Source organism: Kitasatospora albolonga, from assembly GCF_039535905.1.
In the GTDB taxonomy this organism is placed as follows: Bacteria; Actinomycetota; Actinomycetes; order Streptomycetales; family Streptomycetaceae; genus Kitasatospora; species Kitasatospora albolonga.
In genome coordinates this window covers 61,061-87,309 of sequence record NZ_BAAAYB010000151.1, presented here as the reverse complement: position 1 = coordinate 87,309, position 26,249 = coordinate 61,061, and the positions used below count along the sequence as shown (strand labels likewise).

The window sequence follows — 26,249 nt, the reverse complement described above, 5'->3', positions numbered from 1 at the left end:
GTCCGTCTCAGTCGCCGGACCTCGCGTGGACGTGGTCGTGGTCGTGCCCGGTGGTGGCCCCGGGGTTGCGCCGCTTGAGGGCCTGGTAGCCGAGGACCAGCAGGAGGGCCCAGACCGGGAAGACGTAGAGCGAGATGCGGCTGTCCTCGTCGATCGCGATGAGCACCACGACCAGCACCAGGAAGGCCAGCGAGGCCCAGCTGGCGATCACCCCGCCGGGCGCCTTGAAGGTGGGCGGCGGCAGGTGGCCGGCCTTCCAGGCGGCGCGGTAGCGGATCTGGCAGATCAGGATCATCGCCCAGGTCCAGAGGCCGCAGACGGTGGCGACGGAGGTGATGTACTCGAAGGCCTTGGCCGGGGCCAGGTAGTTGAGCACCACGCCGAGGCCCATCAGCAGGCAGGAGACGGTGATCGCCAGCGCCGGGGTCTTGCGGGCGTTGAGGTCGGTGAGCTTCCCGGGGGCCTGGCCGCGCAGCGCCAGGTCGCGCAGCATCCGGCCGGTGGAGTACATCCCGGAGTTGCAGGAGGAGAGCGCGGCGGTGAGCACCACGAAGTTCACGATGCCGGCCGCGGCGGGGATGCCCATCTTCTCGAAGGCGGCCACGAACGGGCTGACCCCGGGGGCGAATTCGCGCCACGGCACCACGGCCAGGATGACCACCAGGGCGCCGACGTAGAACAGCGCGATCCGCCACGGCAGGGTGTTGATCGCGCGCGGCAGGGTCTTCGCCGGGTCCTCGCTCTCGCCGGCCGTGACGCCGACCAGCTCGACGCCGAGGTAGGCGAACATGACGATCTGCAGGGTCATCACCGTCGAGCCGATGCCCTTGGGGAAGAAGCCGCCGTCCGACCAGAGGTTGGAGATGGCCGCGGTGTCGCCGGCGTCGCTGAAGCCGAGGGTGAGCACCCCGATGCCGATCAGGATCATGCCGATGATCGCGGTCACCTTGATCATCGAGAACCAGAACTCGATCTCGCCGAAGAGCTTCACCGAGATCAGGTTGGCGCCGTAGAGGATGACCAGGAAGACCAGGGCGGAGATCCACTGGGGGATGGACGGCGCCCAGAACTTCACGTAGACGGCGGCGGCGGTGGTCTCGGCCATGCCGGTGACCACCCAGAACAGCCAGTACGTCCAGCCGGTCACGTAGCCCGCGAACGGGCCGAGGAACTCACGGGCGTACTCGGCGAAACTGCCGGAGACCGGACGGTACGTCAGCAGCTCCCCCAGCGCCCGCATGATCGCGAAGATCACCAGGCCGGCCACCGCGTAGCTGAGGATCAGGCTCGGCCCGGCCTTGGAGATGGCGGTGCCCGCGCCCAGGAACAGCCCGGTGCCGATCGCCCCGCCGATCGCGATCATCTGGATCTGACGGCTGCCCAGACCCCGCTCGTAGCCCTCCTCGTCGGGGACCGGATCCGTCACCTCGTCGTACTGCTGCTGGGCCATGGGCCACCGTCCTTGCTCGTGGGGAGTGGCAGTCGTACCACGGCACGCCCGGATACCGGTGCGTATCTGAGCGATATTTGAGCATGGAGCGTCCCTGTTCGGTGGGATCTGCCCGGAATGCCGGGAGCCCCGTCCCAACACCTGGGACGGGGCTCCGGCGCGGCGCGTCGGGCAGGTCGACCGCTAGCCCGCCATCGCCTCCAGCAGCGACTCCTGGAGCATGCCGAACCAGAGGTAGGCCATCACCAGCGGCTTGCGCGGGTCCTCGTCGTCCAGCTCGTAGAGGCCCTCGTCGTCGTCCTCGCTGACCTCCAGCCGGGTGCCGAGGGTGAGCCGCAGGTCGTTGAGGCCGCCGAGCCAGTGCCGGCACTCCTCGGCATCGGCCTTGAGCACGCCGCCGACGCCGCCCAGGCCGTCCAGCGAGCGGATCACCGCGAGCGCGTCGTCCCGCTTGCGGGCCCGCAGGTCCAGCTCGGTGTAGCGGCGGAACTCCCCGGCGGCGGCCACCTCCTCCGGGCCCGACGGGCCGTCAGGACCGCCGTAGGCGTCGGGGAAGAGCCGGGCCAGCGCCGGGTCGGCGGGCGGGCTGGAGGGGCCCTCGGCGAACAGTGCGGCCAGCGGGTCGTCGCTCTCGCCGCCCGGGCCGGGGCCGATCAGCTCCAGCATCTGCACCTCGAAGGAGCGCAGGATGGACGCCTCGACCTCCTCCAGCGCGATCGCCGCACCGCCGTCACCGGCACTCTCGAACAGCCCAGCCATGATTCCTCGTCAGCCCGTCTACGTCGTGGGGTGGTTGATGGTCCGCCGGGCCCTCGGCCCGCTCAGTCGTGCTGGAGGGTGGCCCACAGGCCGTAGCCGTGCATCGCCTGGCAGTCCCGCTCCATCTCCTCGCGGGTGCCGCTGGAGACCACCGCCCGGCCCTTCTGGTGCACCTCCATCATCAGCGTCCTGGCCTTCTCCTTCGGATAGCCGAAGTAGGCCTGGAACACGTACTGGACGTAACTCATCAGGTTGACCGGGTCGTTGTGGACGATGGTGACCCAGGGGGTGTCCGGCTCCAGTGCCGGAATGCCTTCGACCTCCGGGCGCTCGATCTCCACGGGCGCGACACTCACGGCTGACACTCCTCGTCGGGGCTCGGTTCTCCACTGCTCATGCTTCCATCCGGGGGACCCGCGAGCGAATCCGGTCCCACTCGAACGAGAAATCGTCAAAGTGACGCTAAGTCCGCTAGCATCGTTCCCATGGACGCCACCACCGCGCGCCACTCCACGGCGCTGCTCACCGACCGGTACGAACTGACCATGCTGCAGGCAGCCCTGCGCAGCGGCGCCGCCCACCGGCGCTCGGTCTTCGAGGTGTTCACCCGCCGGCTCCCCGACGGCCGCCGCTACGGCGTGCTGGCCGGGGTCGGCCGGGTGCTGGACGCGGTCGAGGACTTCCGCTTCACCACCCCGCAGCTGGACTGGCTCTCGGACCAGGGCGTGGTGGACGAGCGGACCCTGCGCTTCCTCGCCGACTACCGCTTCACCGGCGACATCCACGGCTACCCCGAGGGCGAGGTCTACTTCCCCGGCTCCCCCGTGATGACCGTCGAGGGCAGCTTCGCCGAGGCGGTGATCCTGGAGACCCTGATCCTGTCGATCCTCAACTTCGACTCGGCCGTGGCCGCCGCCGCCTCCCGGATGACCAGTGCCGCGGGCGACCGCCCCTGCATCGAGATGGGCGCCCGCCGGGCCCACGAGCGGGCCGCCGTGGCCGCCGCCCGGGCCGCCTACGTCGCCGGGTTCAAGGCCACCTCCGACCTGGAGGCCGGCTTCACCTACGGCATCCCGACCACCGGCACCGCCGCGCACGCCTTCACCCTGCTGCACGACAGCGAGCGGGACGCCTTCACCGCGCAGATCGACTCGATGGGCCGGGGCACCACCCTGCTGGTCGACACCTACGACCTCAAGGAGGCGGTCCGCACCGCCGTGGAGGTCGCCGGTCCCGAGCTCGGCGCCGTCCGGATCGACTCCGGCGACCTCACCCTGCTGGCCCACCGGGTCCGCCGCCAACTGGACGAGCTCGGCGCCACCGCCACCCGGATCATCGTCACCTCCGACCTGGACGAGTACGCGATCGCCGCGCTGGCCGCCGCCCCGGTGGACGGCTACGGGGTCGGCACCAGCCTGGTCACCGGCAGTGGCCACCCGACCTGCGCGATGGTCTACAAGCTGGTCGCCAGGGCGGCCGGCCCCGAGGGCCCGCTGGTCTCGGTGGCCAAGCGCTCGGCCGGCGCCAAGTCCAGTGTCGGCGGCCGGAAGTGGGCCGCCCGGCGGCCCGACGCGGAGGGCGTCGCGGAGGCCGAGGTGACCGGCACCGGGGCCGTCCCGGACGCGCTGGAGCCGCATCTGCTCCAGGTCCCGCTCGTCAAGGCCGGCGAGGTGGTCGGCCGCGAGCCGCTGGCCGCCGCGCGCGAACGCCACGTACGGGCGCGGGCCGGCCTGCCGCTCTCCGCCACCCAGCTCTCGCGCGGCGAGCCGGTGCTGCCCACCGAGCTGCTGCTCGGCCGCTGAGCCGGCGGCCGTTCCCCTTTCGCCTACGCGCGTCACTCCCTACAGTGGCGAACGTCCGGGCCCACCACACCGCCCCCGTCGGGGGAGAAGGAAGCAACGCCATGCAGCGGGCACTGATCGTCGTGGACGTGCAGAACGACTTCTGCGAGGGCGGCAGCCTGGCCGTCGCCGGCGGCGCCGAGGTGGCCGCCGCGATCACCGACCTGATCGCCGGTTCCACCCCCGGCTACGCGCACATCTGCGCCACCCGGGACCACCACATCGACCCGGGCGCGCACTTCTCCGCCGAGCCGGACTACCGGGACTCCTGGCCGGTGCACTGCCTGGCCGGCACGGAGGGCGTGGGCTTCCACCCCAACCTGTCGCCGGTGGTGCTCTCCGGCGCGATCGAGGCGGTCTTCGACAAGGGCGCGTACTCGGCCGCCTACAGCGGCTTCGAGGGCGCGGACGAGAACGGCGCGGGGCTGGCCGAGTGGCTGCGCGAGCGCGGGGTGACGGAGGTGGACGTGGTCGGGATCGCCACCGACCACTGCGTCCGGGCGACCGCCCTGGACGCGCGCCGGGCGGGCTTCACCACCCGGGTACTGCTCGATCTGACGGCCGGGGTCTCGGGCCCCACCACCGAGGCCGCACTGGCCGAACTCACCGCTGCGGGCGTGGAGTTGACCGGAGCGCCGATCGTCCGTTCCTGACGTCCGGCGCGGCGCGGGGCGGCAGCCCCGGAGCGGGGCCGGAGGGTCGAGGAGCGGCGGGTGCGGCGCGACTGGTGCGGCTGGTGCGGCGGAGGTGGTGCGCCTGGCGGGCCCGCCTCCGCAGGCCGGTCACCACGGTTCGGTCGTCGCAGGGCGCCGCAGGGGGCGCCACACGTCCCGTTCAGGTGACCACCAGCTCGACCACGTCCTCGCCACCGGCCAGGAAGGCCTCGCGCAACTCGCCGCCCACCACGTCGGGTTCGGCCTCCAGGCGGTCGGTGGAGACGTAGACCACCCGGACCCCGAGGTACTCCATCCGGTGCTGCCCGCCCCGGACCCAGGCCGCCTCGCCCTCGCTGACGCAGCGCAGCTCCGAGTCCACCTCCACCGCGACCGCCGCTCCCGGCCAGTACAGGTCCGGCACGGCCACGAAGGTGCCGCCCTTCATCCGGAGCTCGGGTCCGGCCAACGGCACCGGCAGCAGCCACTCGTCCACCAGCTCGTTCAGCCGCTCCAGCGCCGACTCCCGCCCGGCGGCCAGGAGTTCGTCCACCGCGGCCCGCACCCGGGGCTCGGTGAGCAGCCCGGCCTCGGCCAGCTCGGCCAGCAAGTCCCGCACCGTGCAACCGGTCTCGCCGCGGGAGACGGACTCGCGCAGCACCGCCCGCAGCTGCGCCGGGTGCACCTCCCCCGTGTCGAACGCGGCCGAGTCGGTCCACTCCCGCAGCGTGTCGGCGACCGCCCGGGCGACCGGGGCACAGGCCAGGCCGTGCACCGAGCGGGCCTCCAACTCCCTCTCCGTACGCCGGATCCGGACCTCACCCGCGTCCTTGAGGCGACGCTGACGGGGCACCAGCACCTCCACCCCGGTGACGGCGGGCAGCCGGGGCGCGGAGGCGAAGCCGTACAGCGCCAGCGCGGCCGCACCGGTGATCACCGCACCCTCGCGGCGGCCCTCCTCGCGGCCGTCCTGGGCGGCGTACAGCAGTGCGGCCCACATCCGCTGCTCCGGGGTCGGCTCGCCGCCCTGGAGCAGGTAGACCTTGGGCAGCAGCCGCTGCCAGGGGCCGCCCCGGCGGCAGCGCTCGCTGACCAGCCGGGTGGGCACGCCGCGGGACCGGAGCTGGTTCGCGGTGATCACGTTCTGCTGGCGGCGGGCCAGCTCCTCGAGGGAGGGCGAGGGCGAAGGAATCTGGTAGCTGCTCATGCCGCCTACCCTCCCCAACACCCCCCGCTCCGCATCCACGACCTGACGCACCGTTACCCAACCGTCGCGAAACCGGGACTAGCCCGCACTAAAGTCCCCATACCCTCACCCATTCGGCCCAAAGGACGTTCATCGGACTGCCGGTATCGACCGCAGTTGGCCTGTACCATCCGCATTTCGCACACCGTTTCGGCCATCGGCGCGACGCCCCGGCACCCGCCGCGACCTGCGGTGCCTGACCGAGAGTGACGAGCGCCATACGCATCCCCGCCGCTCGGGGGTCACACCGCCCGCGCAGGATTGCCTAACATCACACTCATGCCACGTGACGAAACCGCCTCCCTGCGCGCTGCCCAGCTGCGCCTAGGCCGACTGCCCGGCTACGTCCGACAGCCGGACCTGGCCCGCCGCAGCGGCGAGGAGGGCCACTTGTACAAGAAGGGGTGGGAGGTCCGCTTCACCGCGCGGACCGAGGAGGAGATAGCGGAGATCCGCGACCTGGTGGTCGCGGCCGGCTTCGCCCCTGCGCGACCGTTCTTCAAGGGCAACCAGCTGATCCAGCCGGTGTACGGCATCGCCGCCGTGCACGCCTACCTGGCCGCACGGGAGGCGCTCGAAGCAGCCGGCGTCCCCGAGCAGCAGAACCGCCGCGCCGCCGCTCCCTCCGCCGCAGCCGCCGCAGCAACGGCCGCCACAGCCGCTGCCAAGCGGGCCCGCCGCAAACCCGACGAACCCAACCGCACCTGCTGAACCCCTCCCTCGGGGTCCGGCCCCCGCCCGGATCGGCACCGCACCCCGACCGGCCCCGGGCCCGGGCCCTCACGGCTGCCGCCCGTGCGGCCGGACCGGCGCCGCCGAGCAGCGCGACCGGTCCGGGGCGCGCTGCCACCGGCACGCGCGCGCCCACCACGCACGTCGGCACCACCTCCGGGCCCCCGCACTGCTCCACGTGCCCTCATGCGGCCCCGCACCGGCACCCGCAGCGCCCCGCTCCGAGCCCCCGAGACCGCCGCGCGGCCCCCTCTGTGGCCCCCTGCGGCCCCTGTGCGGCCCCTGCGCCCCTCGTACGGCCCAGTGCGACCGGCCTACGGCCGAGGTCCCCGGCGCGGCGGCGCCGGCGCCCCTGCCGGCCGGCCCGCCGGCGCACCGATCGCCGCCCGCACCAAGGGAACTGACACCCCGTCACACAACGGCTCAATCGCATCCCTCGCACGGGTATCTGATGGGACTTGTCACACAGAGCAGTCATCCGAGGCCCTAGAGTGAAGGACGGCCACCCCGTCGCCGAACCCGTCGTCGCACCCGGATCGAGAGGCTGATGTGACCAACCGTCATGACCCGGTCTCCTCGGTGGAGTTCGCCGCCTTCCGGGAGCTGCACCATCCGCGGTACCTGAGCTACGCCCGGGTCTGGTTCCGGGACGCCGCGCAGGCCGCCGCAGTGGTCGAGGAGGCCTTCGGCGCCCTCGCCGCCGCCTGGCCCGAACTGCTCGGCAGCCCCAACCCGACCGCCGACGCCTGGCGCATCCTGCGCGCCACCGTGGCCGAACGCGGCGACGAGGCCCGGGTGCCACCGCAGCGGCCGACCGCGACGCCGGACGAGGATCTCGCCATCCTCCACTACGTGGTCGGCCTGGCCACCCCGGAGATCGCCGACGTGGTCGGCGCCGACCACGCCAACGTGGCCAGCCAGCTCCGCCACGCCCTGCGCGCGGCCGCCGACTGGTGACCGGGCCCGCGCGGCACCGGGGGCGCGTGCGGCACGGAACTCGGCACGGTGTGCGGTGCGTGCGGTGAAGTGCGTGCGGTGGGGTGCGTGCGGCTCGGTGATCACGATCACCCCGGCGGGTCCTTCTCAGGCCGGGCTTCGCGGGCGAATGATGTGGAGGGCCGCCCGACTGACGGGTGGTCAGCCCCACCGCAGAGCTCCAGGGAGGCGCCAGTGTCCCTCGCCCGAACCGCCGCGATGTTCGACCGGCAGGCCGACGCCTGCGACGAACTCGGCTCGCCGCTGTACGCCTTCCTGATCCGCCGGGCCGCGCGGGACCTGCTGGAGAACGGCCCGTGCGCGGCTGCGGTCAGCGGTCACGAGGACGCCCCCGGACCCGACGCCATCGCACTCCGACTGATGGGCGGGGTGCACGCCCTGGTGCTCAGCGGACGGGCCCCCGCCCTCGCCGCCCACTACCCGAGCGCCGGCGGAAGCTGTCCGTCCCCCGTCCCGGAAGCCGTCTGGGAGGACTTCCGGGCCACCGTGGCGGACCACCCCGACTGGCTGAAGGACTGGCTGACCAGGCCCCCGCAGACCAACGAGACCGGCCGGGCCAACCTGCTGATCGCCGGCGTCCTGCACGCCCTCGACGGCGCCGACCTGCCGGTCCGGCTGTTCGAACTCGGTTCCAGCGCCGGGCTCAACCTGCTCGCCGACCACTTCCGCTGCGCCTGGTCCACTCCTTCCGGTCCCGAGGCCGGAGCGACTGCCGCTTCCGCGAGCGGAGCCTTCGGCCCCGCCGACTCCCCCGTCCTGCTGGCCGACGCCTGGCGGGGCACCCCGCCGTCCCCGCTCGGCGCGGCGGCGGAACTCCCGCCGCTGCGCTTCGCCGAACGGCGCGGCTGCGACCTCGACCCCATCGACCCGCGTTCCCCCGAGGGCGCCCTCGCGCTGCGCTCCTACGTCTGGGCCGACCAGCCCGAGCGGGCCGCCCGGCTCACCGGAGCCCTCCAGCTGGCGGAACGGCTGCCCACCACCGTCGAGCCCGTGGGTGCGGCCGAGTTCCTCCGCGGGGTCTCGCTCGCGGAGGGCGCCCTCACCGTCGTCTGGCACTCGGTGATGCGCCAGTACGTCCCGGCCGCCGAATGGGCGCTGGTGGAGGCCGAGTTGGACCGCCTGGCGGCCGAGTCCACCCCTGCGGCCCCGTTCGCCCACGTCTCCTTCGAGCCGCGCCGCACCCCGGACTGGCGCGAGCACCGCTTCCTGCTCACCGTCCGCACCGGGCCGGCCGCCGAGTCCGTGCTCGCCGAGGCGGTCCCGCACGGCCTTCCGGCCTGGCCCCTCGCCTGACGGGCCGGTTCGGCTGCGGGGTTGCGGGGCTGCGACCGGCGGACCGGCTGAGCGGCGGACCGGTCAGATCGTGGGGGCGTCCCTCGGTGACGTCGTACAGGTGGTGCACCGGGTCGTGGATCAGGTACCGGGCGAAGGAGGCCACCGTGAAACGGGCACCGTCGCTGCGACGCCCCGGCCGCTGCCACTGCCCGCCCTCGACCCGGTCGAAGGCGGCGGCCAACTCCTCGGCCGCCTCGGCGAGTTCGGCTGAGACCCGGGCCGGGTCCTGCTCGCCGTAGCGCTCGGCGACGGCGGTCTCGTCCTGGTCCCAGTTGGCGAACAGCGGGTCCTGCTCGTCCAGCATCAGCCCCAGCCGGACACGGAACAGCCGGAACACGTCCCGCACGTGGCAGGCGTACTCCAGGTCCGACCAGACCTCCGGTACGGGACGGCTCCGCAGCGCCGCCTCCGGCCGCTCCGCGAGCAGCGCCACCCAGGCGGCGGCGTTGGCCCGGACCAGGTCGGCGACCCGCTCGGCGTCCACCTCCGGGGTGTCGAAGCCGCAGTCGGGGCAGGCGCGTTCCAGGACCCAGGTCCAGTCCTTGGTGTCAGGCGTGATCATGGCTCCAGCATGGCGCGGACCGCCCGGGCCCGGCCAGTGGCCACGACGCCAGCACCCGCCAAGATCCTGCCAACGCCGCCAACGGCCCCCAACGCCGGTCAGACGAGCGGACGGTACATCACCAGCAGGTCCACATAACCGAGCTCGGCGTGCCGGAAGCCCTCCGGGACGGTGCCGATCACCGCGAAGCCGAGCGACTTCCACAGCTCCACCGCCCGGGTGTTGGTGGCCACCACGGCGTTGTACTGCATCGCCCGGTACCCGTCCGCCCCGGCCTGCTCGATCACGTGCTCCGCCAGCGCCCGTCCGACGCCCTTGCCGGCATGCTCCGGGGCGACCATGAAACCGGCATTGGCGATGTGCGAGCCGGGGCCCATCTGGTTGGGGTGCGTCTCGGCGCTGCCGAGCACGGTGCCGTCCCCGTCCACCGCGACCACCGTCCGGCCAGGGGCCCGCTTCATCCAGATCGCCCGGGCGTCCTCCTCGCCGATGTCCCGCGGCCAGGTGAAGGTGTCGCCCGCCGCCACGATCCGGTGCAGGAACCGCCAGATGGCCGGCCAGTCCGCGGCCGTCGCCTCACGAATGATCATCCCGCCAGTCTGCCCCGGCCGTTCGGACCCGACCACCGGTTTTCCTCCTGGCACCGGCCTCCGACGGCGCGCGGACGGAATCCCGTGGCGGGGCCCGGCCCCGCTGACTACAACTGAGAGGTGATCAACGACGAGGCCCTCCGCCACAAGCCCACCCTCACCGGCGAACGCGTCCGCCTGGTGCCGCTCTCCCCCGCCCACGCCGACGACGCCTGGCGCACCTTCCAGGACCCGGAACTGCTCCGGCTCACCGGCACCACCAAGCAGTTCACCCGCGCCGAGATCGACGACTGGTGCGCCACCCGCGCCGACCAGCCCGACCGCCTCGACCTGGCCGTCGAAGACCTCCGCACCGGCGCCTACCTCGGCGAACTCGCCCTCAACGAACTCGACCGCCCCACCGAATCCGCCTCCTACCGGATCGCCCTCGACCCCGCCGTCGCCGGCCGCGGCCTCGGCACCGAAGCCACCCGGCTCCTGCTCTCCCACGCCTTCGACGCCATCGGCCTGCACCGCGTCCACCTGGAGGTCTTCTCCTACAACCCCCGCGCCCGGGCCGCCTACCTCAAGGCCGGCTTCCTCCCCGAAGGCCGCCTCCGCGACGCCCACGTCTGGGACGGCACCCGCCACGACATCCTGCTGATGGCCGCCCTCGCCCCCGAATGGCGGGCGGCCACCACCCCCTCCGCCGCTCAGCCCTGACGGACGGTACAGCTGGCATCCACCGAAGTCGCCGGCAGCCCCACGATCCCCTGCGCCCAGCCCAACAGGTCCGAACAGACCTTCGCCTCCTCGGCGTTGGCCGGGCCGTGGTTCTCCGACGCGGACGCGGCGGCGGCACCCCCGAAGGTGGCGGCCGCCAGGCCAGCGGCGAGCAGCACGGCGGGGAGCCGGCGGCGCGAGGCGGGGGCGGAGGAGGAACTGGCGAACACCCGGAACATGGAACGGCCCTTCGGTCTACTGACGACTTGACTGGTCATCAGTACCCGAAGGGCCGTTCGCCGTGCTCGGATTGTGCGCCGTTCGTGGGCGTGTCAGCGGTACGGGTTGCCGCCGCCACCCTGCTGCGGCGGGGGCGGGGGCGGGTAGCCCTGGCCCGGCTGCGGCGGCTGCGGATACTGCTGGTACTGCTGCTGCGGCGGGTACTGCTGCGGATACTGCTGCCCACCCCCGTACGGAGGCTGCGGCGGCTGCCCCCCACCGCCGCCACCACCACGACGGCGAGCCAGCACGATCACCCCACCGACCACCACCACGGCCAACACCCCGACGACCCCCCACACGAACACCGGGATCCCACCGTCGTCCTTCTTCTCCCCCACCGGAGCCGCCGTCTGGCCCTCCTTCGCCCCACCGGTGGCGGGCGCGGAGGCAGGTGTCGAGGGGACTGCGGTGGAGTTCGCGCTACCTCGAGCGAGGAGCGGATTCTCCTTCGGCCCGTTGTCCACCTCGGGGTTAGGGGCAAGAGCCCTCTGCGGTGAAGCGATCCCGTACCCGTAGCTGTCGTTCGGGAGCTTCTGACCGTCCGGGACAACTGCGGACTTGATCATCCGATTGATGACCTGCCCCGCCGACAGGTTCGGGTACTTGGAGCGCACCAGTGCGGCGATGGCCGACACGAAGGCAGTTGAGTCCGACGTACCGTTCGCCCGACGGTAGTCACCGGGTGCCTTTGCCTTCGGCCCGGCCGAGTAAATGTCGACACCTGGCGCAACCAGCGTGAGCTCGGGGCCCCGGTTGGACTTCTCCCAGACGTTCCCGTCCTGGTCCACCGCACCCACCGCCACGACTCCTGGAATCGAAGCCGGCTGGCTCACGGTCCCGCCGTGGTTACCGGCGTTCCCGCTGCCCGCAACCAGGACAACATCCTTGTCGATGGCGTACTTGATGGCCTCGCGGCCTTCCTCCCCGGCAGCGCTGGTGAAGGACATGTTGATGACCTTAGCCCCGTTGTCCACCGCGTATCGGATGGCCTTCGCCACCTCATCGTTCTGCGCCGTGACAAGTTGATCGCCACCGCTCAGGTTGATCCTGACCGGCAGGATCTTCGCCTTCGGAGCCAAGCCGATGATGCCGTCCTGATTGCCGTGCCCATGGCCCGCGATCAAACTGGCCATGCCCGTGCCGTGACCGTCGACATCGATCCGGCCATCCCCCTGCTTACCCGTGAAGTCGGCGCCGGGAAGCACTTGGCCAACCAGATCCGCATGATCCGGCAGGACACCGGTGTCGATGACGGCGACGACGACGTTCTCCCCCTGGCTGATCGGCCACACCTTGTCGGCGGCTCCGAACTTCAGGATGGGCCACTGAGCCTCGCGAATGTTGTCCGCGGCCGCCGGAATCGTGGCAGCACCCCAGAGCACGGATCCGGCAACGAGCGCAGCTGCTCCTCGAACCTTCCGACTGAACCTCAAGACTCGCCACTCCGCTCGCTGAAATCGTCCGTGCCGCGCTTCGCGGCGGGCGTCAAGCTGATGACGCCCGCCCGTGAAACTCCGTCAGTCCACCACGTTGGGATTGGACGGTTTGCCGGTGGCCCATGTCTCCTCGTCCTCGACGAGGTAGTCCGGGCGCCTCTTGTCCTTCTGGTCCTTCTTCTTGGCCGCCTGGTTTGCACCGTGCACGGCGCCGCCGCCTTGACCCGCTGCGCCCTGGCCACCAGCCTGACCGCCACGACTCCGGCCGAGGCCGGACCCGCCCTCGGTGAACGCGCCACGGCCACCGGCACCGCTGCCTGCCGCACCGCCGACCGTGCCGCCACCCATCCGGCCGGCACCAGCTCCGGCTCGGCCGGCCCGTCCGCCGCCGAGACCGGAGCCGCCACCCAGGCCGCCGGCAGACCCGCCTCCGCCCTGCATTCCACCCGCGCCAAAGGCACTGCCCCCACGGCTGGCGCCACCGGCTCCACGACCGAGACCACCGCCGACACCACGAGCGGAATCACCGAACTGGCCGCCACCGCTCTTTGTGCCACCAATGTGAGCGCCACCAAGGGTGCTGCCACCACCGGGCCCGGAGGAGGACGAGGCGCCGGTACCGCTACCACCGGTACCGGTCCCTGAGATGACCGGACTGCTGGGGCTCGAAGTACCCGGCTTGGGAGCAGTCGTCACACCGTCAATTCCGGTGCCCGGACCGTACGGAGTGGGAGACGGTGACTTGGGGATCGGATTCGCGGTCCCGCCCTTGATCCCCGGATCAGTCGGACGGCTGGGCTGGACGCTCTTCGGCGACTTGACCCCTGCCTGACCGGTGGCGGGTGCGCCGGACCTGGCCCCGAGCACGGTAGAGCCCGAGCTCTTGCCACTCGCGAAGCCCACACCGCCACCCATGATCATGGCGCTGAAGGCAGCCGTACCCATCGAGTCGGACGAGACCGTCTCGACCATGTCGTCGATACGCGCGGGAGGCGGCTTGAGGTAATTGGTGGCGGCCCGATAGCGAGTGGCCAGCAGATTCATCACCGCCACCGCTTGAGCCTTCTTCTCGTCCGTAACGGCGGTCTTGGTGTCCTCGTCGTCGCTGCCCATCGCAGCGGAAGCGGTGTCACCGACAGCGTCAGCCGCCTTGGACCAGAAGCTCGGCTCCTCCGGCATCGTGCTCTTCGCCTCGGCGATTGCCTCGGACATCATCTCGAGCGTGAGGGCGGCATCGTTGGTGTAGGCCGCGACGTACCTGACCTGATTGGCCAGCGTCGTCATCTTGGCCTCGAAGGCGGTACTGGTTTCACCCTCCCACGAGGTGGTGGCGTCACCCGTCGAGGTGACGAGGGCATTGTGGATCTGCTTCAGCGCCACGGTGGCCCGGCGCCACGGATCTGCCGCGGCCATCACACCGCCCGAGTCCATGGAGCCAACCATGCGACGAAGTTCGGAGTGGCTGTAGCCGTCGAAATTGGTGTGTTCGTTCATGAGCCGGTACCCCCTGTCGGCTGGTGATCACTGCCCCGGAGCTTCGAATTCGTCACCATGTCGACTGGGGTCCTCCACTTCCAGTCGGGGTCGCCCCAGGAGCCTGCGCCCTCGGCGTCGGACCAGAGGACGGGCTCTGCGGGGAGTGATAGCTCGCAGGCCGTGTCGTGGAGCCCGAACCGACCGACCATCCGTCGGAGTTCACCTTCAGATGGCGCGCGGTCTCCGACTCCTGCTCCTCGTAGTTCGAAGCCGTGAGGTCCGCCTTGCGCTGCGCATCGTCGATGGCGTCCTGGAGCAAACCCAGGACGTCCCGCAACCCATCACGCGTGGCTTCGTACTTCTCGCGCAGCGCGTTCGCCTCGGCGAAGCTGCCGAACGCACTGTTGGCCACGCCGGTCTGGCCGTGGGTGCGGGTGCCGTCCGCTCGTGATTGGAACTCGTCCAGTAGGCCGCGTACCTGGGTAGCGAAGGCCCGCAGGCTGTCCACTTCGACGCGGTAGCCCTTGCCCGTACTCACGACTGTCCTCCCCCGTGGAGCCAGTGCTGGGACTGGTTTGTGTGACTCGATGTCAGGTGTTTCGTGGGCGACGGGTCCGTGGCGACCGCCCCCTCAACCCTCATGTCTAACACATGGGATGCCCGGGCCGGAGGGTGACGTGACGCACCGTCGGGGATTGGGACGGAATCAGTACACGGGGCGGGCGAGGGCGGTGGAGAGGGCGCGGCGGCAGAGGGAGTCGGCGCGGCGGGTCGTTTCGGGGAGGCGGTAGGTGGGGGTGAGGCGGACGACGGTGGCGAGGGATTCGGGGAGGCCGATGCGGTGGCCGGTGGAGACGAAGACGGGTTTGACGTCGGGGCGGGTGCGGAGGGCGGCGCCGACCTGTTCGCCGGTGGTGGGGTCGAGGAGAGGGGTGGTGGCGCCTCGGGTGGGGGCGGGTGGGGTGTGGGTGAAGGTGAAGGGGGTCTTGGCGACGCCGAGGGTGGGGAGGTCGGTGAGGAGGCCGAGGTGGGTGGCGAGGCCGAGGCGGCGGGGGTGGGCGAGGCCGTAGCCGTCGCAGACGACGAGGTCGGGGCGGGTGCGGAGGGAGGCCAGGGCGTCGAGGACGGTGGGGAGTTCGCGGAAGGCGAGCAGGCCGGGGACGTAGGGGAAGGAGATCCGGCCGGTGGCGGTGGTCTCCTCGACCACGGTGAGGGTGGGGAGGGAGAGCAGGACGGCGGCGGCGACCACCAGGTCGCGTTCGTCGTCGTAGGCGACGTCCACGCCGGCGACCAGGGCGTCGGGGGCCGGTTCGGGGCCGGTCGGGTCGATCAGCGGGCGCAGTCGCAGCTGTTCCGCGACGGCCTCCTCCTCGGTGCGCGGCCAGCCCTCGGGGGTGGTGGACGGGTGGGACGAGGACGGTGGCACGGGCACGGTTCCCCCGGGGTGTTCGAGCGGTCGGGTGCCACCGTATCCAGCCTGCGGGGCCCCGGAGGGAAGGGGACGGGAAAGGTACTTGTCCGGGACCGGGGGTGGGTAGACCTTGGACAGGTAAGGCAAGGCTTCCCCCGCTCCGCACCCTCCCCTCCCCCGTACGCGAAGGACGGTCCGTCATGTCTCGTCCCACCCTGGCTCACCTCAGCACCGGCGTCCTGACCGTGGTGGTCGCGGCCGCCGTCCTGCTCGCCGTCTCCGGGTCGAGGGGGGTGTTCGAGATCGCGGTGCTGGTCGGGTTCGCCGTCGCGCTCGGCACCCTGACGACCGCTCTGCTGGTGACCGGGGCCGATCGGCGGCGCCGGATCGCGTCGGTCGGGGCGCCGCAGAGCGCGCCGGCCCGGGAGTACGCCGCCCACCGCTGATCCGGGCCGGACGTACGGACGCCCCGTACGGCAGGGCCGCGGGAGCGGCGGCCGTACGGGGCGGGTCCGAGCGCGCGGGTCCGAGCGTGCGGGTCCGAGGGTGCGTCAGGCGGTGCTGACCACCACGGTCTTGGCCGCCTTGTCGTGGATCGCCTGGCGGTAGGGCTTGTCGAAGACGCCGAACAGGCCGTCGACCACCCACCACAGCTGGCCGCAGCAGATCAGTGCGGGGGCGGCGAAGGTGGCCGCCCGGCTCCAGGCCGCGGCGGCGGTCGGGGGGCTGCCGTCGACGAGCATCGCGACCCGGACCTTGGTCACCTTCTTCCCGACGGTCTGGCCGTCCCGGCTGAGCATGACGCCCTCGTAGATCAGGTAGAGGACGTAGGTGACCCAGAAGGTGCTGAGCCAGCCGTTGCGCGAGCCGAGGTCGGCGAACGGGGCGGCGATCACCACGGCCACCACCTGGACGATCAGGTAGTCGATCACCCGCGCACCGATCCGGGCGCCCCAGCCGCCGAGCGGCGGCATCCCGGGCACCGGGCCGGCGCCCACACCGTACTGACCACCGTAGGGGGCCTGACCGTACGGGGACTGGCCGTACGGGTCCTGGCCGTAGCCGGGCGGCGGCGGGGGCGGCGCCGCCCCGTAGGGCGAACCGTGGGCGCCGGGCGCCCCGTTGTACGGGCTGCCGCTGCCGTAGGGGTCGGCCGGGGGCGGCGGGCTGCCGTACGGGTCGGCCGGCGCACCGGACGGCGTACCGGACGGCGGGGGTTGCTTGTCGAAGGAGGGCCGGTCGCCCCCCTCCGGTTCGGATCCTGACGAGGGGTCATGGGTGCTCATGACCCGAGTAGAACACCCTGATTACGGCAGCGTTGGGATATTTGGTCCGTTTTGCCTACCTGACGAGTGGTCAGGGTCAGGACCGGACCACCCGGGTACCGGCCGCCCGGTCCTGCCAGGCCCGTCGGCCCTTCCGGTCCAGGACCGGGGCCAGCAGGCCGAACACCGAGAGCAGCGCCGCCTGCCGCACCACCCAGCGCAGTGCCGAACGACCGAAGGAGGGCGCGGCACCGGGACGTTCCGCGTCGACCACCCTGATCCCGGCCAGCCGCTTGCCGAAGGTCTGGCCGGTGCGGGCCACCGGGAGCACCTCGTAGAGCAGTGCGGCCAGCAGCACCACGCCCAGCAGCACCCCGGCCCGGCCGAGCACGGTGCCGTCGACCAGCCAGACCTGCACCTGGGCACCGCTGTTGGCCCGGCTGGCCTGCGCGGCCTCGCCGAGCTTCTGGTCCAGGTGGACGGAGATCGAGCGGACCATCGGCACCCCGGCCGCCACGGCCACCAGCACGAGCACCAGGCCGTCGACCAGACGGGCCGTCAGGCGGCGGCCGAGACCGGCCGGGACGGGCGCGGCGGGCCTGCGGGCGGCTGCCGGGCCCCGGCGGCGCGCGGCGGCAGCGGCGGGCGAGGGGCCGGAGGTGGACCCGGACGTGGATCCGGAGGCGGACCCGGTGGCGGACCCGGAGGCGGACCCGGAGGCGGACGTGACCGGCTTCCGCCGGGCGGCGGGGACGGCGCCCCCCGCCTTCGGGGCGACGGGCTCCGCGACCGCCGTCCGCTCGGGCCGCGACCCCCGCTCCCGGGGCCACGGGCTCCGGCGCGGGAGCCGACACGGGCACGGGCGCGGGCACAGGTGCGGGCACGGGCACGGGCGCGGGTGTCACGACGGTGGCGGACGCGGTCGGCACCGGTTCGGGGGTGGTGACCGCCGGGGCGCCCCAGGAGATCCGCTCGGCCGGCCGCGACTGGGTGGCCTTCCACCCGGCCGCCACCGGGGCCGGGGCGGGGTTCGCGGCCACTGCCGGAGACGGGGTCGGGGGGAGCGGCCGGACCGGCGGTGCGACGGCCTCGGCGGCGAACGGCGCCATCACGAAGGACGCGCCGCCCGAGGTCTCGTCGAAGAACACCGGGCCGGTCTCGTCCGCCCGCACCGGCGGAGCGCCCCCCGCGAAGGCGCCGCCGAAACCGGGAGCCGGGGCGGGAGAGGGCGAGGGCAGGACCGGTGGCGGCGGGGCGGCGGCGGCCAGGTTGGCGGGCCGCTGGGCGACGCCGCGGGGCGGCGCCAGGTGTTCGCCGGCCACCGGGGCCGGACGGCTGGTGCCGGGCACCCAGGAGGCACCGCCCCAGTAGCGGACGAAGCCGGGGACGGAGGGGTCCGGGTAGTAGCCCGGCAGCGGGGCGGGCGCGGCTGCGGCCAGCGCCCCCGGTTCGCCCTGGTGAGTTGCGAAGGGGCGTTCCGTCATGGGGTCTTCTCTCCTGGCAGCACCGTGGGGCGACGCACCGTCACCAGCCGGTCGCGGTCGGACAGTCGTCGAGCAGTCACAAAGGGTAGTGCCTCGGCGCCGTCGCGGCGGGCAGTTGGTGAATCCCGGAACGTGCGCCGAATGTGTGTAAGACCTTCGCCGCGCCCCGCTCTCCTCCGGTGGAGGGGTTCGAGAGCGGACCCCGCGGACACCGAGAGGAACCCGTCATGGAACGGTCCACGAGCGTGGTCGAGCACGAGCTCGAACTGAACCTGGTGCTCTCCCCCGAGCGCAGCGTCCCCGTCCCGGCCCGGCTGTCGTACGGCAGCCACGACCCGTACGCCGTCCACATCACCTTCCACCTGGACACCGGCACGCCGGTGACCTGGGTGTTCGCCCGGGAGCTGCTGGTGGAGGGCACGTTCAGGCCGTGCGGGCAGGGGGACGTGCGGATCTGGCCGACCCGCTCCGGGCGGCGCAGCGTGCTCTGCATGGCGCTCAGCTCCCCGGCCGGGGACGCGCTGCTGGAGGCGCCGCTGCCGGCCGTCGCGGCCTGGCTGGAGCGCGCCCACCGGCTGGTGCCGCCGGGCGCGGAGCTGGCGGCACTGGACCTGGACCACTCGCTGGCCGAGCTGCTCGCGTGACGCCGCCGGACGGCGGAGGACCCCCGCTCGGCGGAGGCGGGAGCCCGAGCAGGAGCAGGAGCAGAGCTGGAAGCAGAAACGGGCGCGGGCACGGGCGCGCGTCCGGTGGTGCGGCGTGGGCCTTCGTGGTGCACGCCGGGGAGCATGCGGCCGGGCGTGGGGGCCGGCCGACGCTCCGTCAGCGGAGCGCGCCGCCCCCACCCCCGGATGAGGGAGCGTCAGCTCACCGTCGCGGTGCGCCGGCCCCTTCGGGTGCCCTGCGCTGGGTCGGCAGGCTGACCAGCGGCGCCCCGGCGAAGCGGCGCCGGGAGCGGACCCGGAGTGCGGCGGTCAGCAGGAAGCAGAGGCCGACCAGCGGGTAGACCGCTGCCGGGAGCTGGGCGATCGGCGACAGGTGCAGGTCGAGGTCGCCCTTGTGCGGGACGAGCCACATGCCGAAGGACACGAAGGCGAGCAGGGTGGCGCCGAAGATCGGCCGCCACCGCAGCCGCCGGACCAGGGCCGGGCGGGAGCGCTCGTGCGCGGCCTCGGCGGCCAGCAGCACCAGCACCGGGACGCACCAGACCCAGTGGTGGGTCCAGCTGATCGGCGAGATCAGCACGGCCGTGACGGCGGCGCAGCAGACGCCCCAGGCCTCGGCCCGGGGGGCCCAGCGCGCGCTGCGGTAGGCCCAGGCCGCGGTGGCCAGACCCGCCACCGCGACCACGGCCCCGGCCAGGGTGGCCACGGTGCCCGGTTCGGCGGTGTGCAGCAGGCGGGCGACGGCGCCGCGCACGGACTGGTTGTCGACGATCTCGGTCTTGCCGACCCGGGAGGAGTCGTAGAGGTACTTGGTCCAGAAGCCCCAGGTGGCGTCCGGCAGCACCAGGGCGCCGATCAGGAAGGTGCCGAGGAAGGTGAAGCCCGCCACGAAGGCGGCCCTGATCCGGCCGGTGATCAGCAGGTAGACCGCGAACAGGCCGGGGGTGAGCTTGATCCCGGCGGCGATGCCGATGGCCAGGCCCTTGGAGCGGTGGCCGTCGGGCCGGGTGAGGTCCCAGAGGATCAGGCAGGCCAGGGCCAGGTTGATCTGGCCGTACCGCAGGGTGGTGAAGACCGGCTCCAGCCAGACGCCGAGCCCGGCCACCAGCACCACGCCGACCGGGCGCAGCTCCTTGCGCGGCCAGCCGACCAGCTTGAAGGAGAGGTGGGCCAGCAGGCCGAGCAGCGCGACGTTCCCGAGGGTGATCGCCACTCGGAGGAACGGGACGCCGAACCAGGTGGTCGGCACGAAGAGCATCGCGGCGAACGGCGGGTAGGTGGCCGGCAGGTTCCACTCCGTCACCCGCAGGGCGTAGAGGTCGGTGCCGTTGGCCACGGCGGCCCCCTCGGCCCGGTAGACGATCATGTCCACCATCGAGGTGCCGACGAAGTGCCGCAGCACCGCGTAGACCAGCAGGGAGAGGACGGCGACCACCGAAGCGGTCACCATGAGCCGCCTGGGTGCTTCCTTGACCGCCTCCCGGACGGCCTGCGGGGTGGCCCGGAGGGTACGGGCGGGTGACGGGGAAGGCGCCCGTTCCGGGGCCTCGCGCTGTTCCTGCGCCGTTGTCACGTTCCGCTCCGTCCGCCGGTCGACCAGCTTGCGACCTTACCCGACGGTCCGCGGCCACGGCCCGGCGAGCGGCCGGGCAGACGTTGGGCAGGCGGTCGGGCAGGCGGCCCGGCGAGCGGCCGGGGCCGTCGAGCACGGCCGGGGGCTCCTGACCCCCCGTGAGGTCAGGAGCCCCCGGCCGCGCGGGACGGACGGAGCGTCAGCCGGTGTAGGCGCCGAGGGCCCGGGTGAAGTCCAGCGGCTGCTGGGCGATGCTGCTGCAGGTCGCGTCGGCGGCCTGCTTCGGCCCGCCCGGGCAGGCCTTGTCGCGGGTGCCGGACCACATCGAGAGCCAGGCCAGGTGCTTGCCCTTGGCGAACGCGGCCAGCTCGGTGGCGTCGGCCACGGTGAAGACCTCGGTGGAGACGTCGTTCACACCGATCATCGGGGTGACCGCGACCTTGGACCAGGCCGCCGCGTCGGACAGGCCGAGCACCGACTTCAGCTGGGCCTGGGTCGCGGTGGCGGCGTCGATCGCGTACTTGCCCATCCGGCCCTGCGGGTTCGGGGCCGCGCCGGCGCCGTAGTCCATCGCCATCACGTTCACCGCGCCGATCGCCACCCCGGCGGCCTTGGCGTTGGCGACCAGGTTCACGCCGTCCTGGGTGAGACCGCTGGGCAGCACCGGGAGGGTGAAGGAGACGTCCAGCGGGCGGCCCTTGGCGGCGGCGTTCTTCTGGAGCTGGGCGATGGCCTGGGCACGGCGGGTGTTGGCCGCGGTGTCACCGAGCGCACCGCCCTCCACGTCGAAGTCGACCTTGGTGAGGGCGTAGGCGTCCACGGTCTTCTGGTAGGCGGCGGTGAGGTCCGCCACCGAGGTGCAGGCGGTGGCGAGCTCACTGCCGTTGGCGCCGCCGAAGGAGGCCCGGACGTCGCCGCCGATCGCGCGCAGCGCACCGATCTGGGCCGCCACCGGGTCAGCGGCGAGGTCACTGACGCCGCCCCACTTGGGGGTGCAGCCGCCGCCGGAGACGACGAAGGCGAGGTTGAAGTCCTTCACGCCGCCGGCCTTGGCGGTGGCCACCAGGTCGAACGGGGGCCAGAGGGAGGTGTCCACGTACGGGGCGAAGTGAGCCGTCGTCACCGGCGGGGCGGTGGTGCCGGTCGGGGACGGGGTCTGACTGGGCGTCACGGTCGGGGTCGGCTTGACCGTGGCCGTCGCGGACGCGGACGCGGAGGCAGAGGCGGACGCGGACGGAGAGGTGGAGGCGGTCGGCGTGGTGCTCGGGCGGCCGGAGGGGGTGGGCGGCGGGGTGCTGCCGCCCTTGCACGGGGAGTCGTTGACGGTGCAGTTGGCCGGCTCGGCCTGGGCCCCGCCGCTGCCCTGGACCACGAAGCCGACCTCGACGGTCTTCCCCGGCTCGATCCGCTTGTTCCAGGACTGGGCCTTCACGGTGACGTGCCGGCCGGTGGCGCTGAAGGTGGCGTTCCACAGCGAGTCGATCCGGGCCCCGTCGGGGAGGTCGAAGCCGAGCGTCCAGTCGTCGATCGCCGCACTGCCCGGGTTGGTCACCAGGTACTGGCCGGTGTAACCGGACTCCCAGGTGCTGGTCCGGCTGTAGACGGCGCCGAGGCTGGCCGCGCCGGCCGAGGTGGCGAAGGTGACGGCGGCTCCGGCGGCGAGCACGGTGGCCAGGGCGGCCGCGAAGGCCACCGGCCCCTTGCGGCTGCGGCGGCGGTGTCCCGAACGGCGGGTGGGCTGGCTCATCTGCTCGCTACCTCCGGCGTCACCGGAAGCCCCACGCCTCCGGACCCGCCAGACGCTAGCCCGGCCGGACCGGCCGGAAGCCGTCCCTCAGCCAGCCGAACACCTCCCTTACGGCGCCGTTAAGGAAGAGCGGTGGGGGCGCGGCGAAAGTGGTCACCCCGGGGGCGCGAGGAACTGCGCGCGGGGGAACGGCACCACGTGCAACTGGCTCGCCTGCCCCGACCTGGCACTGGTCCGCCTTCCGACTCGCGCAGTTCCTCGCGCCCCCGGGATCACCACCTGCGTTCCCCGCGCCCCTGGTGCAATCACCCCGGCCGACGCCACGCGCCGAACCGTGCACGCGCCCCCGGCAGGGGGTCAGCGGACGACGGTCTGGACGTCCGGGTGGTGGCCGTTCCAGGTGGCGAAGACGGAGTTGGTGGCGCCGTCCTTGGTGAAGTCGACGCGGAGCCACTTGTCGCCCTGCCAGATCTGCATCTGCCAGTCCTGGTCCGGTGTGGCCGAGACCAGTTCGGCGGTGGTGGGCTGCATGTCGAGCGCGACCCGGCCGCCGGGGACGCGGTAGCTCTTGACCGAGGAGACCGCGGCCGCGCTGCCGGGGGCCGACGCGGCGGCGCTGCCGGGGGCGGCGGGCTTCTTCGCCGGGGTGCGGCCGGGGGCCGGGCTGGTGGGGGCGAGCGGGGTGGCGGAGGGGGTCGGCGAGGCGCTCGGGGACGGTTCGACGGCGGTGGGCGGGGCGGGGGTTGACGGTGCGTCGGACGAGGGGTGGGCGGCCGAGGTGGGGAGCTGGAGGGCGGAGGGCTGTTCGAAGGCCGTCTCGGCCAGCACCGCGTGCACGCCGAACCAGGACAGCGCCACCGCCGCCCCGGTGGCAGCCGTCCAGGCGCCGAGTTGTACGAGTCCGTTCCGCATCGCGTCCACATCCTGCCGTACCGCCGCGACCGGCTGGCGTGCAGGTCAGGGAATCGGCAGGGAAGTTGCACAAATGACACCGAGGTGGCAGGGAGCGGCCGTCCGGCACTCCTGCCAGACCGACCGAGGTACAGACCACTGCTCCGGGATGGACTAGCCTGCGGCCCCATGGCAACAGTGCTCGTGGTCGAGGACGACCCCTTCGTACGCTCCGCCCTGATCCGGCACCTGGCCGATTCCGGCCACGCGGTCAGGAGCGTCGGCACCGCGCTGGAGGCGCTCCGCGAGGTGGCCCAGGTCGGGTGCGACCTGGTGATCCTGGACCTCGGTCTGCCGGACCTGGACGGCTCCGAGGCGCTGAAGATGATCAGAGGGCTGACCGACGTCCCGGTGATCATCTCCACCGCCCGGGACGACGAGGCGGAGATCGTCCGGCTGCTCAACGACGGCGCCGACGACTACCTGGTGAAACCTTTCTCCGTCGAGCACCTGACGGCCCGGATGGCGGCGGTGCTGCGCCGCTTCGGCGGTGGCAGCGCCCCGGCCGGGCGGGTGCTGCGGGTCGGCGGACTGGCGATCGACGTGCAGCGCCGGGAGGCCCTGCTGGACGCCCGGCCGCTGGACCTGACCCGGCGTGAGTTCGACCTGCTGGCCTTCCTGGCGGCCAGGCCCGGGGTGGTGGTGCCGCGCAAGGAGATCCTGGCCGAGGTCTGGCGCCAGACCTACGGCGGGGACCAGACCATCGACGTGCACCTGTCCTGGCTGCGCCGCAAGCTCGGCGAGACCGCCTCCAAGCCGCGCTACCTGCACACGGTGCGCGGCGTCGGGGTCCGCCTGGAGGCGCCCGCCGCTCCGGCGCCGGACGGCGGGGAAGCGACGTGAGGCGGCGCGACCGGGTCGGCGGGGGCGGCCACTCGCTGCGCTGGGCACTCGTCAGGGCAGCGGTGGCCGGGACCACCATGGTCGCGCTGGCCTTCCTGATCCCGCTGGGCCTGATGGTCCAGCAGACCGCGCGGGACCGCGCCTTCGCCGCCGCCGAGCGGCAGGCCGCCGCGCTCGGCCCGGCCCTGGCCATCACCACCGAACAGGACGCCATCGCAAGGGCGTTGGCCTCCACCGACTCGGCCACCCAGGAGCGGGTCGCGGTGCACCTGCCGGTCACCGGGTTCGGCCCGGGCACGGTGGTCGGCCACAGCCGGGCCGCGCAGTCCTCGGTGGCGGAGGCGGCCGGCCAGGGCCGCTCCGGGCAGGGCCGGTCCTTCGTGGCCGCGGCTCCGGGCGGCTTCGTGCTGCTCAAGTCGGTGGCGGTGAGCGGCAGTCGGGTCGCGGTGGTCGAGGTGTTCGTGGCCGAGGAGGAGCTCGGGCACGGGGTGGTCACCGCCTGGCTGGTGCTCTCGGGGGTGGCGGTCGGCCTGGTGGCGATCTCGGTGCTGGTGGCGGACCGGATGGGCTCCCGGATCGTCGGCTCCTCCCGTCGGCTGGCGGCCGCCGCCCGTTCGCTCGGGAGCGGCAACCTGGCCGTCCGGGTGCCGGTGGACGGCCGGGAGTCCGAGGGCCTGCCGAACGAGCTCCGGGAGGCGGCCCACGCGTTCAACGCGATGGCCGACCGGGTGGTCCATCTGCTCGCCGCCGAAAGGGAGTTGGCGGCCGACCTGTCGCACCGGCTGCGCACCCCGCTGACCGTGCTCCGGCTGAACACCGCGTCGCTGGGCAGCGGCGACGCGGCGGACGCGGCCCGGCACGCGGTGGCCCAGCTGGAGCGCGAGGTGGACCAGATCATCCGGGCCGCCCGGCGCTCCCCCGAGGACGTGCCGCAGGTGGCGATCGGCTGCGACGCGGCCGAGGTGATCCGCGAACGGGTCGGCTTCTGGTCCGCGCTGGCCGAGGACGAGGGGCGCCGCTGGCAGCTGGCCGGAGCGGAGGGCGCCGCACCGGTGCCGGTGCAGCGCGGCGACCTGGCGGCGGCGGTGGACGCCCTGCTCGGCAACGTCTTCCGGCACACCCCGATGGGAACCGCCTTCTCGGTGGACGTGCTGGTCACCGAGGGCTCGGTGATCGTGCTGGTCGGCGACGCGGGGGTCGGCTTCGCCGACCCGGAGGCGGCGCTGCGCCGCGGCGAGGGGCAGGGCGGCGAGGGCTCGACCGGGCTCGGACTGGACATCGTCCGCAAGCTGGCCGAGACCACCGGGGGCGATCTGGCGCTGGGCCGCTCGGCCGGCCTCGGCGGAGCCGAACTGCGCCTGCGCCTGGAGACCAGGCCGACCGTCCCCCGCCCGGCGCGCCGCCGCCGCTGAGCCGGCCTCCGGCCAGGGGCGCGGGGAACTGCGCGCGGCGGAAGCAGGACACCCGTGTGCCGGGTACGGGCACCCACTTGCAGGTGGTTCTCCGTACCCGGCACACGGGTCGGTGCCTTCCGATTCGCGCAGTTCCTCGCGCCCCTGGCTGCGCTCCGGGCGGCCTGGGCGGCGCGTCGGCTAGTGCTGCAGCAGGTGCGCCGGGGCGGGGCGGTAGCCCGGCAGGTACGGGCCCGGGTAGGCGGTGCGGTCGGCGAGCAGGTGGCGGGCCGGGCCGGGGGTGCCGAGCACGGCGAGGACGGCGGTGCCGTAGCGGTCGCCGAGTTCGAACGGCTCGGTGACCGAGCGGGCGCCCCGGTCCACCGCGTAGTCGTACGCGGCGTAGGCGTCCGGCACTTCGATCACCAGGTCCAGCAGCGAGTCCCCGTGCCGCTCGACGTGCTCGGCGATCCGCCGGGCGTGCGAACTCCCCGGTGCCAGCGCGGAGCTGACGACCAGCCGGGTCGGTCCGGACTCCAGGACGTAGGAGAGCACCGAGGGGCAGCCGGTGTCCGGACCGGCCCACGCGGTGCAGCGCATGGCGAGCGAGACGGCGTAGTGGCGGGCGGCGAGGCGGGCGTCCCGGACGGCGTAGACGGCGTCGGTGCGCAGCGCCGCGAGCGGCCCGGGCCCGTCCGGGTGGAGGACGTGCGGTGCGGTGGAGACGTCGGTCAACGAGTACCTCCCCGGTGGGCCGGTCCGAGCCCCGCGGCCCGGTGTGGGGGCCCGTTCCGCGGGGCGGTGCAGGGAGCGTCCCGTCCGCGGCGACGTTACGCAACCGGTGCTCCCGGTCCTGGGC

28 protein-coding genes and 1 pseudogene are annotated in these 26,249 nt (G+C 73.2%); 11 read left to right on the top strand and 18 right to left on the bottom strand.

Annotated elements, in window-relative coordinates; all coding sequences use genetic code 11:
* Positions 1–7 precede the first annotated feature (7 nt).
* The 3 genes from ABD946_RS38680 to clpS form a co-directional block, all read right to left on the bottom strand.
* Positions 8–1,450: an amino acid permease gene (locus tag ABD946_RS38680; protein ID WP_345290424.1), complete on the bottom strand. Its 1,443-nt coding sequence runs from the start codon at positions 1,448–1,450 to the stop codon at positions 8–10.
* Positions 1,451–1,633: 183 nt separating this feature from the next.
* A complete protein-coding gene (locus ABD946_RS38675) occupies positions 1,634–2,209 on the bottom strand; it encodes a DUF2017 domain-containing protein (RefSeq protein ID WP_345290423.1) in 576 nt (191 codons plus the stop codon).
* A gap of 62 nt (positions 2,210–2,271) precedes the next feature.
* Entirely contained in the window at positions 2,272–2,565 is a 294-nt protein-coding gene (gene clpS, locus ABD946_RS38670) for an ATP-dependent Clp protease adapter ClpS (protein ID WP_345290422.1), read from the bottom strand.
* 129 nt (positions 2,566–2,694) lie between these two features.
* On the opposite strand from clpS, the gene ABD946_RS38665 reads away from it, so the two are divergent.
* Positions 2,695–4,011, top strand: coding sequence for a nicotinate phosphoribosyltransferase (locus ABD946_RS38665; RefSeq protein WP_345290421.1), 1,317 nt, complete (start codon positions 2,695–2,697; stop codon positions 4,009–4,011).
* A 101-nt stretch (positions 4,012–4,112) separates the two neighbouring features.
* On the top strand, positions 4,113–4,703 hold the full coding sequence (locus ABD946_RS38660; protein WP_345290420.1) for an isochorismatase family protein: 591 nt from the start codon (positions 4,113–4,115) through the stop codon (positions 4,701–4,703).
* Positions 4,704–4,884: 181 nt separating this feature from the next.
* On the opposite strand, the gene ABD946_RS38655 is transcribed toward ABD946_RS38660, so the two are convergent.
* Entirely contained in the window at positions 4,885–5,910 is a 1,026-nt protein-coding gene (locus ABD946_RS38655) for a type IV toxin-antitoxin system AbiEi family antitoxin domain-containing protein (RefSeq protein ID WP_345290419.1), read from the bottom strand.
* 318 nt (positions 5,911–6,228) lie between these two features.
* Here ABD946_RS38655 and ABD946_RS38650 point away from each other — a divergent pair, with 318 nt between their 5' ends.
* From ABD946_RS38650 to ABD946_RS38640, 3 genes are all read left to right on the top strand, one after another.
* Positions 6,229–6,660, top strand: coding sequence for a hypothetical protein (locus ABD946_RS38650; protein ID WP_345290418.1), 432 nt, complete (start codon positions 6,229–6,231; stop codon positions 6,658–6,660).
* 570 nt (positions 6,661–7,230) lie between these two features.
* Positions 7,231–7,638 carry a hypothetical protein gene (locus tag ABD946_RS38645; protein ID WP_345290417.1) on the top strand — a complete coding sequence of 136 codons (408 nt, stop codon included), beginning with the start codon at positions 7,231–7,233 and terminating at the stop codon, positions 7,636–7,638.
* 213 nt (positions 7,639–7,851) lie between these two features.
* On the top strand, positions 7,852–8,970 hold the full coding sequence (locus ABD946_RS38640) for a DUF2332 domain-containing protein (protein ID WP_345290416.1): 1,119 nt from the start codon (positions 7,852–7,854) through the stop codon (positions 8,968–8,970).
* On the opposite strand, the gene ABD946_RS38635 is transcribed toward ABD946_RS38640, so the two are convergent.
* Together ABD946_RS38635 and ABD946_RS38630 are read right to left on the bottom strand one after the other, a co-directional pair.
* Positions 8,888–9,574, bottom strand: a complete 687-nt coding sequence (locus ABD946_RS38635) for a DinB family protein (protein ID WP_345290415.1) — start codon at positions 9,572–9,574, stop codon at positions 8,888–8,890. The genes ABD946_RS38640 and ABD946_RS38635 overlap by 83 nt on opposite strands.
* A gap of 98 nt (positions 9,575–9,672) precedes the next feature.
* Complete coding sequence (locus ABD946_RS38630) at positions 9,673–10,164, bottom strand: GNAT family N-acetyltransferase (RefSeq protein ID WP_345290414.1); 492 nt, start codon at positions 10,162–10,164, stop codon at positions 9,673–9,675.
* A gap of 120 nt (positions 10,165–10,284) precedes the next feature.
* Here ABD946_RS38630 and ABD946_RS38625 point away from each other — a divergent pair, with 120 nt between their 5' ends.
* Positions 10,285–10,866 carry a GNAT family N-acetyltransferase gene (locus ABD946_RS38625; RefSeq protein WP_345290413.1) on the top strand — a complete coding sequence of 194 codons (582 nt, stop codon included), beginning with the start codon at positions 10,285–10,287 and terminating at the stop codon, positions 10,864–10,866.
* Here ABD946_RS38625 and ABD946_RS38620 read toward each other — a convergent pair.
* The 5 genes from ABD946_RS38620 to ABD946_RS38600 all read right to left on the bottom strand — a co-directional run bounded on the left by ABD946_RS38620 (position 10,857) and on the right by ABD946_RS38600 (position 15,486).
* The gene (locus tag ABD946_RS38620) at positions 10,857–11,096 is read right to left on the bottom strand and encodes a hypothetical protein (protein ID WP_345290412.1); all 240 of its coding nucleotides are present in this window, start codon (positions 11,094–11,096) and stop codon (positions 10,857–10,859) included. The genes ABD946_RS38625 and ABD946_RS38620 overlap by 10 nt on opposite strands.
* 102 nt (positions 11,097–11,198) lie before the next feature.
* A complete protein-coding gene (gene mycP, locus ABD946_RS38615) occupies positions 11,199–12,530 on the bottom strand; it encodes a type VII secretion-associated serine protease mycosin (protein ID WP_345290411.1) in 1,332 nt (443 codons plus the stop codon).
* A 135-nt stretch (positions 12,531–12,665) separates the two neighbouring features.
* On the bottom strand, positions 12,666–14,078 hold the full coding sequence (locus ABD946_RS38610) for a WXG100 family type VII secretion target (protein ID WP_345290410.1): 1,413 nt from the start codon (positions 14,076–14,078) through the stop codon (positions 12,666–12,668).
* 52 nt (positions 14,079–14,130) lie between these two features.
* Positions 14,131–14,598 (bottom strand): hypothetical protein, encoded by a 468-nt coding sequence (locus tag ABD946_RS38605; protein WP_345290409.1) that lies wholly within the window; start codon positions 14,596–14,598, stop codon positions 14,131–14,133.
* A gap of 168 nt (positions 14,599–14,766) precedes the next feature.
* The gene (locus tag ABD946_RS38600; RefSeq protein WP_345290408.1) at positions 14,767–15,486 is read right to left on the bottom strand and encodes an endonuclease V; all 720 of its coding nucleotides are present in this window, start codon (positions 15,484–15,486) and stop codon (positions 14,767–14,769) included.
* 185 nt (positions 15,487–15,671) lie between these two features.
* On the opposite strand from ABD946_RS38600, the gene ABD946_RS38595 reads away from it, so the two are divergent.
* Positions 15,672–15,917: a hypothetical protein gene (locus ABD946_RS38595; RefSeq protein WP_345290407.1), complete on the top strand. Its 246-nt coding sequence runs from the start codon at positions 15,672–15,674 to the stop codon at positions 15,915–15,917.
* 105 nt (positions 15,918–16,022) lie between these two features.
* On the opposite strand, the gene ABD946_RS38590 is transcribed toward ABD946_RS38595, so the two are convergent.
* Positions 16,023–16,757, bottom strand: a complete 735-nt coding sequence (locus ABD946_RS38590) for an RDD family protein (RefSeq protein ID WP_345290406.1) — start codon at positions 16,755–16,757, stop codon at positions 16,023–16,025.
* Between the two features lie 76 nt (positions 16,758–16,833).
* Positions 16,834–17,610 (bottom strand): RDD family protein, encoded by a 777-nt coding sequence (locus ABD946_RS38585; protein ID WP_345290459.1) that lies wholly within the window; start codon positions 17,608–17,610, stop codon positions 16,834–16,836.
* 35 nt (positions 17,611–17,645) lie between these two features.
* On the opposite strand from ABD946_RS38585, the gene ABD946_RS38580 reads away from it, so the two are divergent.
* Positions 17,646–18,107 (top strand): hypothetical protein, encoded by a 462-nt coding sequence (locus ABD946_RS38580; RefSeq protein ID WP_345290405.1) that lies wholly within the window; start codon positions 17,646–17,648, stop codon positions 18,105–18,107.
* On the opposite strand, the pseudogene ABD946_RS43235 reads toward ABD946_RS38580, so the two are convergent.
* Positions 18,098–18,220, bottom strand: a pseudogene (locus ABD946_RS43235) (hypothetical protein); the annotation flags it as partial. The gene ABD946_RS38580 and the pseudogene ABD946_RS43235 sit on opposite strands and share 10 nt — an antisense overlap.
* Positions 18,221–18,447: 227 nt before the next feature.
* Between ABD946_RS43235 and ABD946_RS38575 the strand changes: the two are divergent.
* A complete protein-coding gene (locus ABD946_RS38575; protein WP_345290404.1) occupies positions 18,448–18,864 on the top strand; it encodes an SsgA family sporulation/cell division regulator in 417 nt (138 codons plus the stop codon).
* A 223-nt stretch (positions 18,865–19,087) separates the two neighbouring features.
* Here the strand turns inward: ABD946_RS38575 and ABD946_RS38570 are convergent, their stop codons facing one another.
* The 3 genes from ABD946_RS38570 to ABD946_RS38560 all read right to left on the bottom strand — a co-directional run bounded on the left by ABD946_RS38570 (position 19,088) and on the right by ABD946_RS38560 (position 23,117).
* Positions 19,088–20,458: a glycosyltransferase 87 family protein gene (locus tag ABD946_RS38570; protein ID WP_345290403.1), complete on the bottom strand. Its 1,371-nt coding sequence runs from the start codon at positions 20,456–20,458 to the stop codon at positions 19,088–19,090.
* A 199-nt stretch (positions 20,459–20,657) separates the two neighbouring features.
* The gene (locus tag ABD946_RS38565; RefSeq protein WP_345290402.1) at positions 20,658–22,205 is read right to left on the bottom strand and encodes a cellulose binding domain-containing protein; all 1,548 of its coding nucleotides are present in this window, start codon (positions 22,203–22,205) and stop codon (positions 20,658–20,660) included.
* 357 nt (positions 22,206–22,562) lie between these two features.
* Positions 22,563–23,117 (bottom strand): hypothetical protein, encoded by a 555-nt coding sequence (locus ABD946_RS38560; protein WP_345290401.1) that lies wholly within the window; start codon positions 23,115–23,117, stop codon positions 22,563–22,565.
* Between the two features lie 168 nt (positions 23,118–23,285).
* On the opposite strand from ABD946_RS38560, the gene ABD946_RS38555 reads away from it, so the two are divergent.
* Positions 23,286–23,999, top strand: coding sequence for a response regulator transcription factor (locus ABD946_RS38555; protein WP_345290400.1), 714 nt, complete (start codon positions 23,286–23,288; stop codon positions 23,997–23,999).
* A 35-nt stretch (positions 24,000–24,034) separates the two neighbouring features.
* Positions 24,035–25,411 carry an ATP-binding protein gene (locus tag ABD946_RS38550; RefSeq protein WP_345290458.1) on the top strand — a complete coding sequence of 459 codons (1,377 nt, stop codon included), beginning with the start codon at positions 24,035–24,037 and terminating at the stop codon, positions 25,409–25,411.
* A 180-nt stretch (positions 25,412–25,591) separates the two neighbouring features.
* Here ABD946_RS38550 and ABD946_RS38545 read toward each other — a convergent pair whose 3' ends face one another.
* The gene (locus ABD946_RS38545) at positions 25,592–26,125 is read right to left on the bottom strand and encodes a VOC family protein (RefSeq protein ID WP_345290399.1); all 534 of its coding nucleotides are present in this window, start codon (positions 26,123–26,125) and stop codon (positions 25,592–25,594) included.
* Between the last annotated feature and the right edge of the window lie 124 nt (positions 26,126–26,249).

Bases quoted from the DNA above. Each gene is read 5' to 3' on its own strand.
- ABD946_RS38680 (WP_345290424.1), bottom strand. From the start codon at position 1,450: ATGGCCCAGCAGCAGTACGACGAGGTGACGGATCCGGTCCCCGACGAG.
- ABD946_RS38675 (WP_345290423.1), bottom strand. From the start codon at position 2,209: ATGGCTGGGCTGTTCGAGAGTGCCGGTGACGGCGGTGCGGCGATCGCG.
- ABD946_RS38665 (WP_345290421.1), top strand. From the start codon at position 2,695: ATGGACGCCACCACCGCGCGCCACTCCACGGCGCTGCTCACCGACCGG.
- ABD946_RS38660 (WP_345290420.1), top strand. From the start codon at position 4,113: ATGCAGCGGGCACTGATCGTCGTGGACGTGCAGAACGACTTCTGCGAG.
- ABD946_RS38655 (WP_345290419.1), bottom strand. From the start codon at position 5,910: ATGAGCAGCTACCAGATTCCTTCGCCCTCGCCCTCCCTCGAGGAGCTG.
- ABD946_RS38650 (WP_345290418.1), top strand. From the start codon at position 6,229: ATGCCACGTGACGAAACCGCCTCCCTGCGCGCTGCCCAGCTGCGCCTA.
- ABD946_RS38635 (WP_345290415.1), bottom strand. From the start codon at position 9,574: ATGATCACGCCTGACACCAAGGACTGGACCTGGGTCCTGGAACGCGCC.
- ABD946_RS38630 (WP_345290414.1), bottom strand. From the start codon at position 10,164: ATGATCATTCGTGAGGCGACGGCCGCGGACTGGCCGGCCATCTGGCGG.
- ABD946_RS38610 (WP_345290410.1), bottom strand. From the start codon at position 14,078: ATGAACGAACACACCAATTTCGACGGCTACAGCCACTCCGAACTTCGT.
- ABD946_RS38595 (WP_345290407.1), top strand. From the start codon at position 15,672: ATGTCTCGTCCCACCCTGGCTCACCTCAGCACCGGCGTCCTGACCGTG.
- ABD946_RS38590 (WP_345290406.1), bottom strand. From the start codon at position 16,757: ATGAGCACCCATGACCCCTCGTCAGGATCCGAACCGGAGGGGGGCGAC.
- ABD946_RS38575 (WP_345290404.1), top strand. From the start codon at position 18,448: ATGGAACGGTCCACGAGCGTGGTCGAGCACGAGCTCGAACTGAACCTG.
- ABD946_RS38565 (WP_345290402.1), bottom strand. From the start codon at position 22,205: ATGAGCCAGCCCACCCGCCGTTCGGGACACCGCCGCCGCAGCCGCAAG.
- ABD946_RS38560 (WP_345290401.1), bottom strand. From the start codon at position 23,117: ATGCGGAACGGACTCGTACAACTCGGCGCCTGGACGGCTGCCACCGGG.
- ABD946_RS38555 (WP_345290400.1), top strand. From the start codon at position 23,286: ATGGCAACAGTGCTCGTGGTCGAGGACGACCCCTTCGTACGCTCCGCC.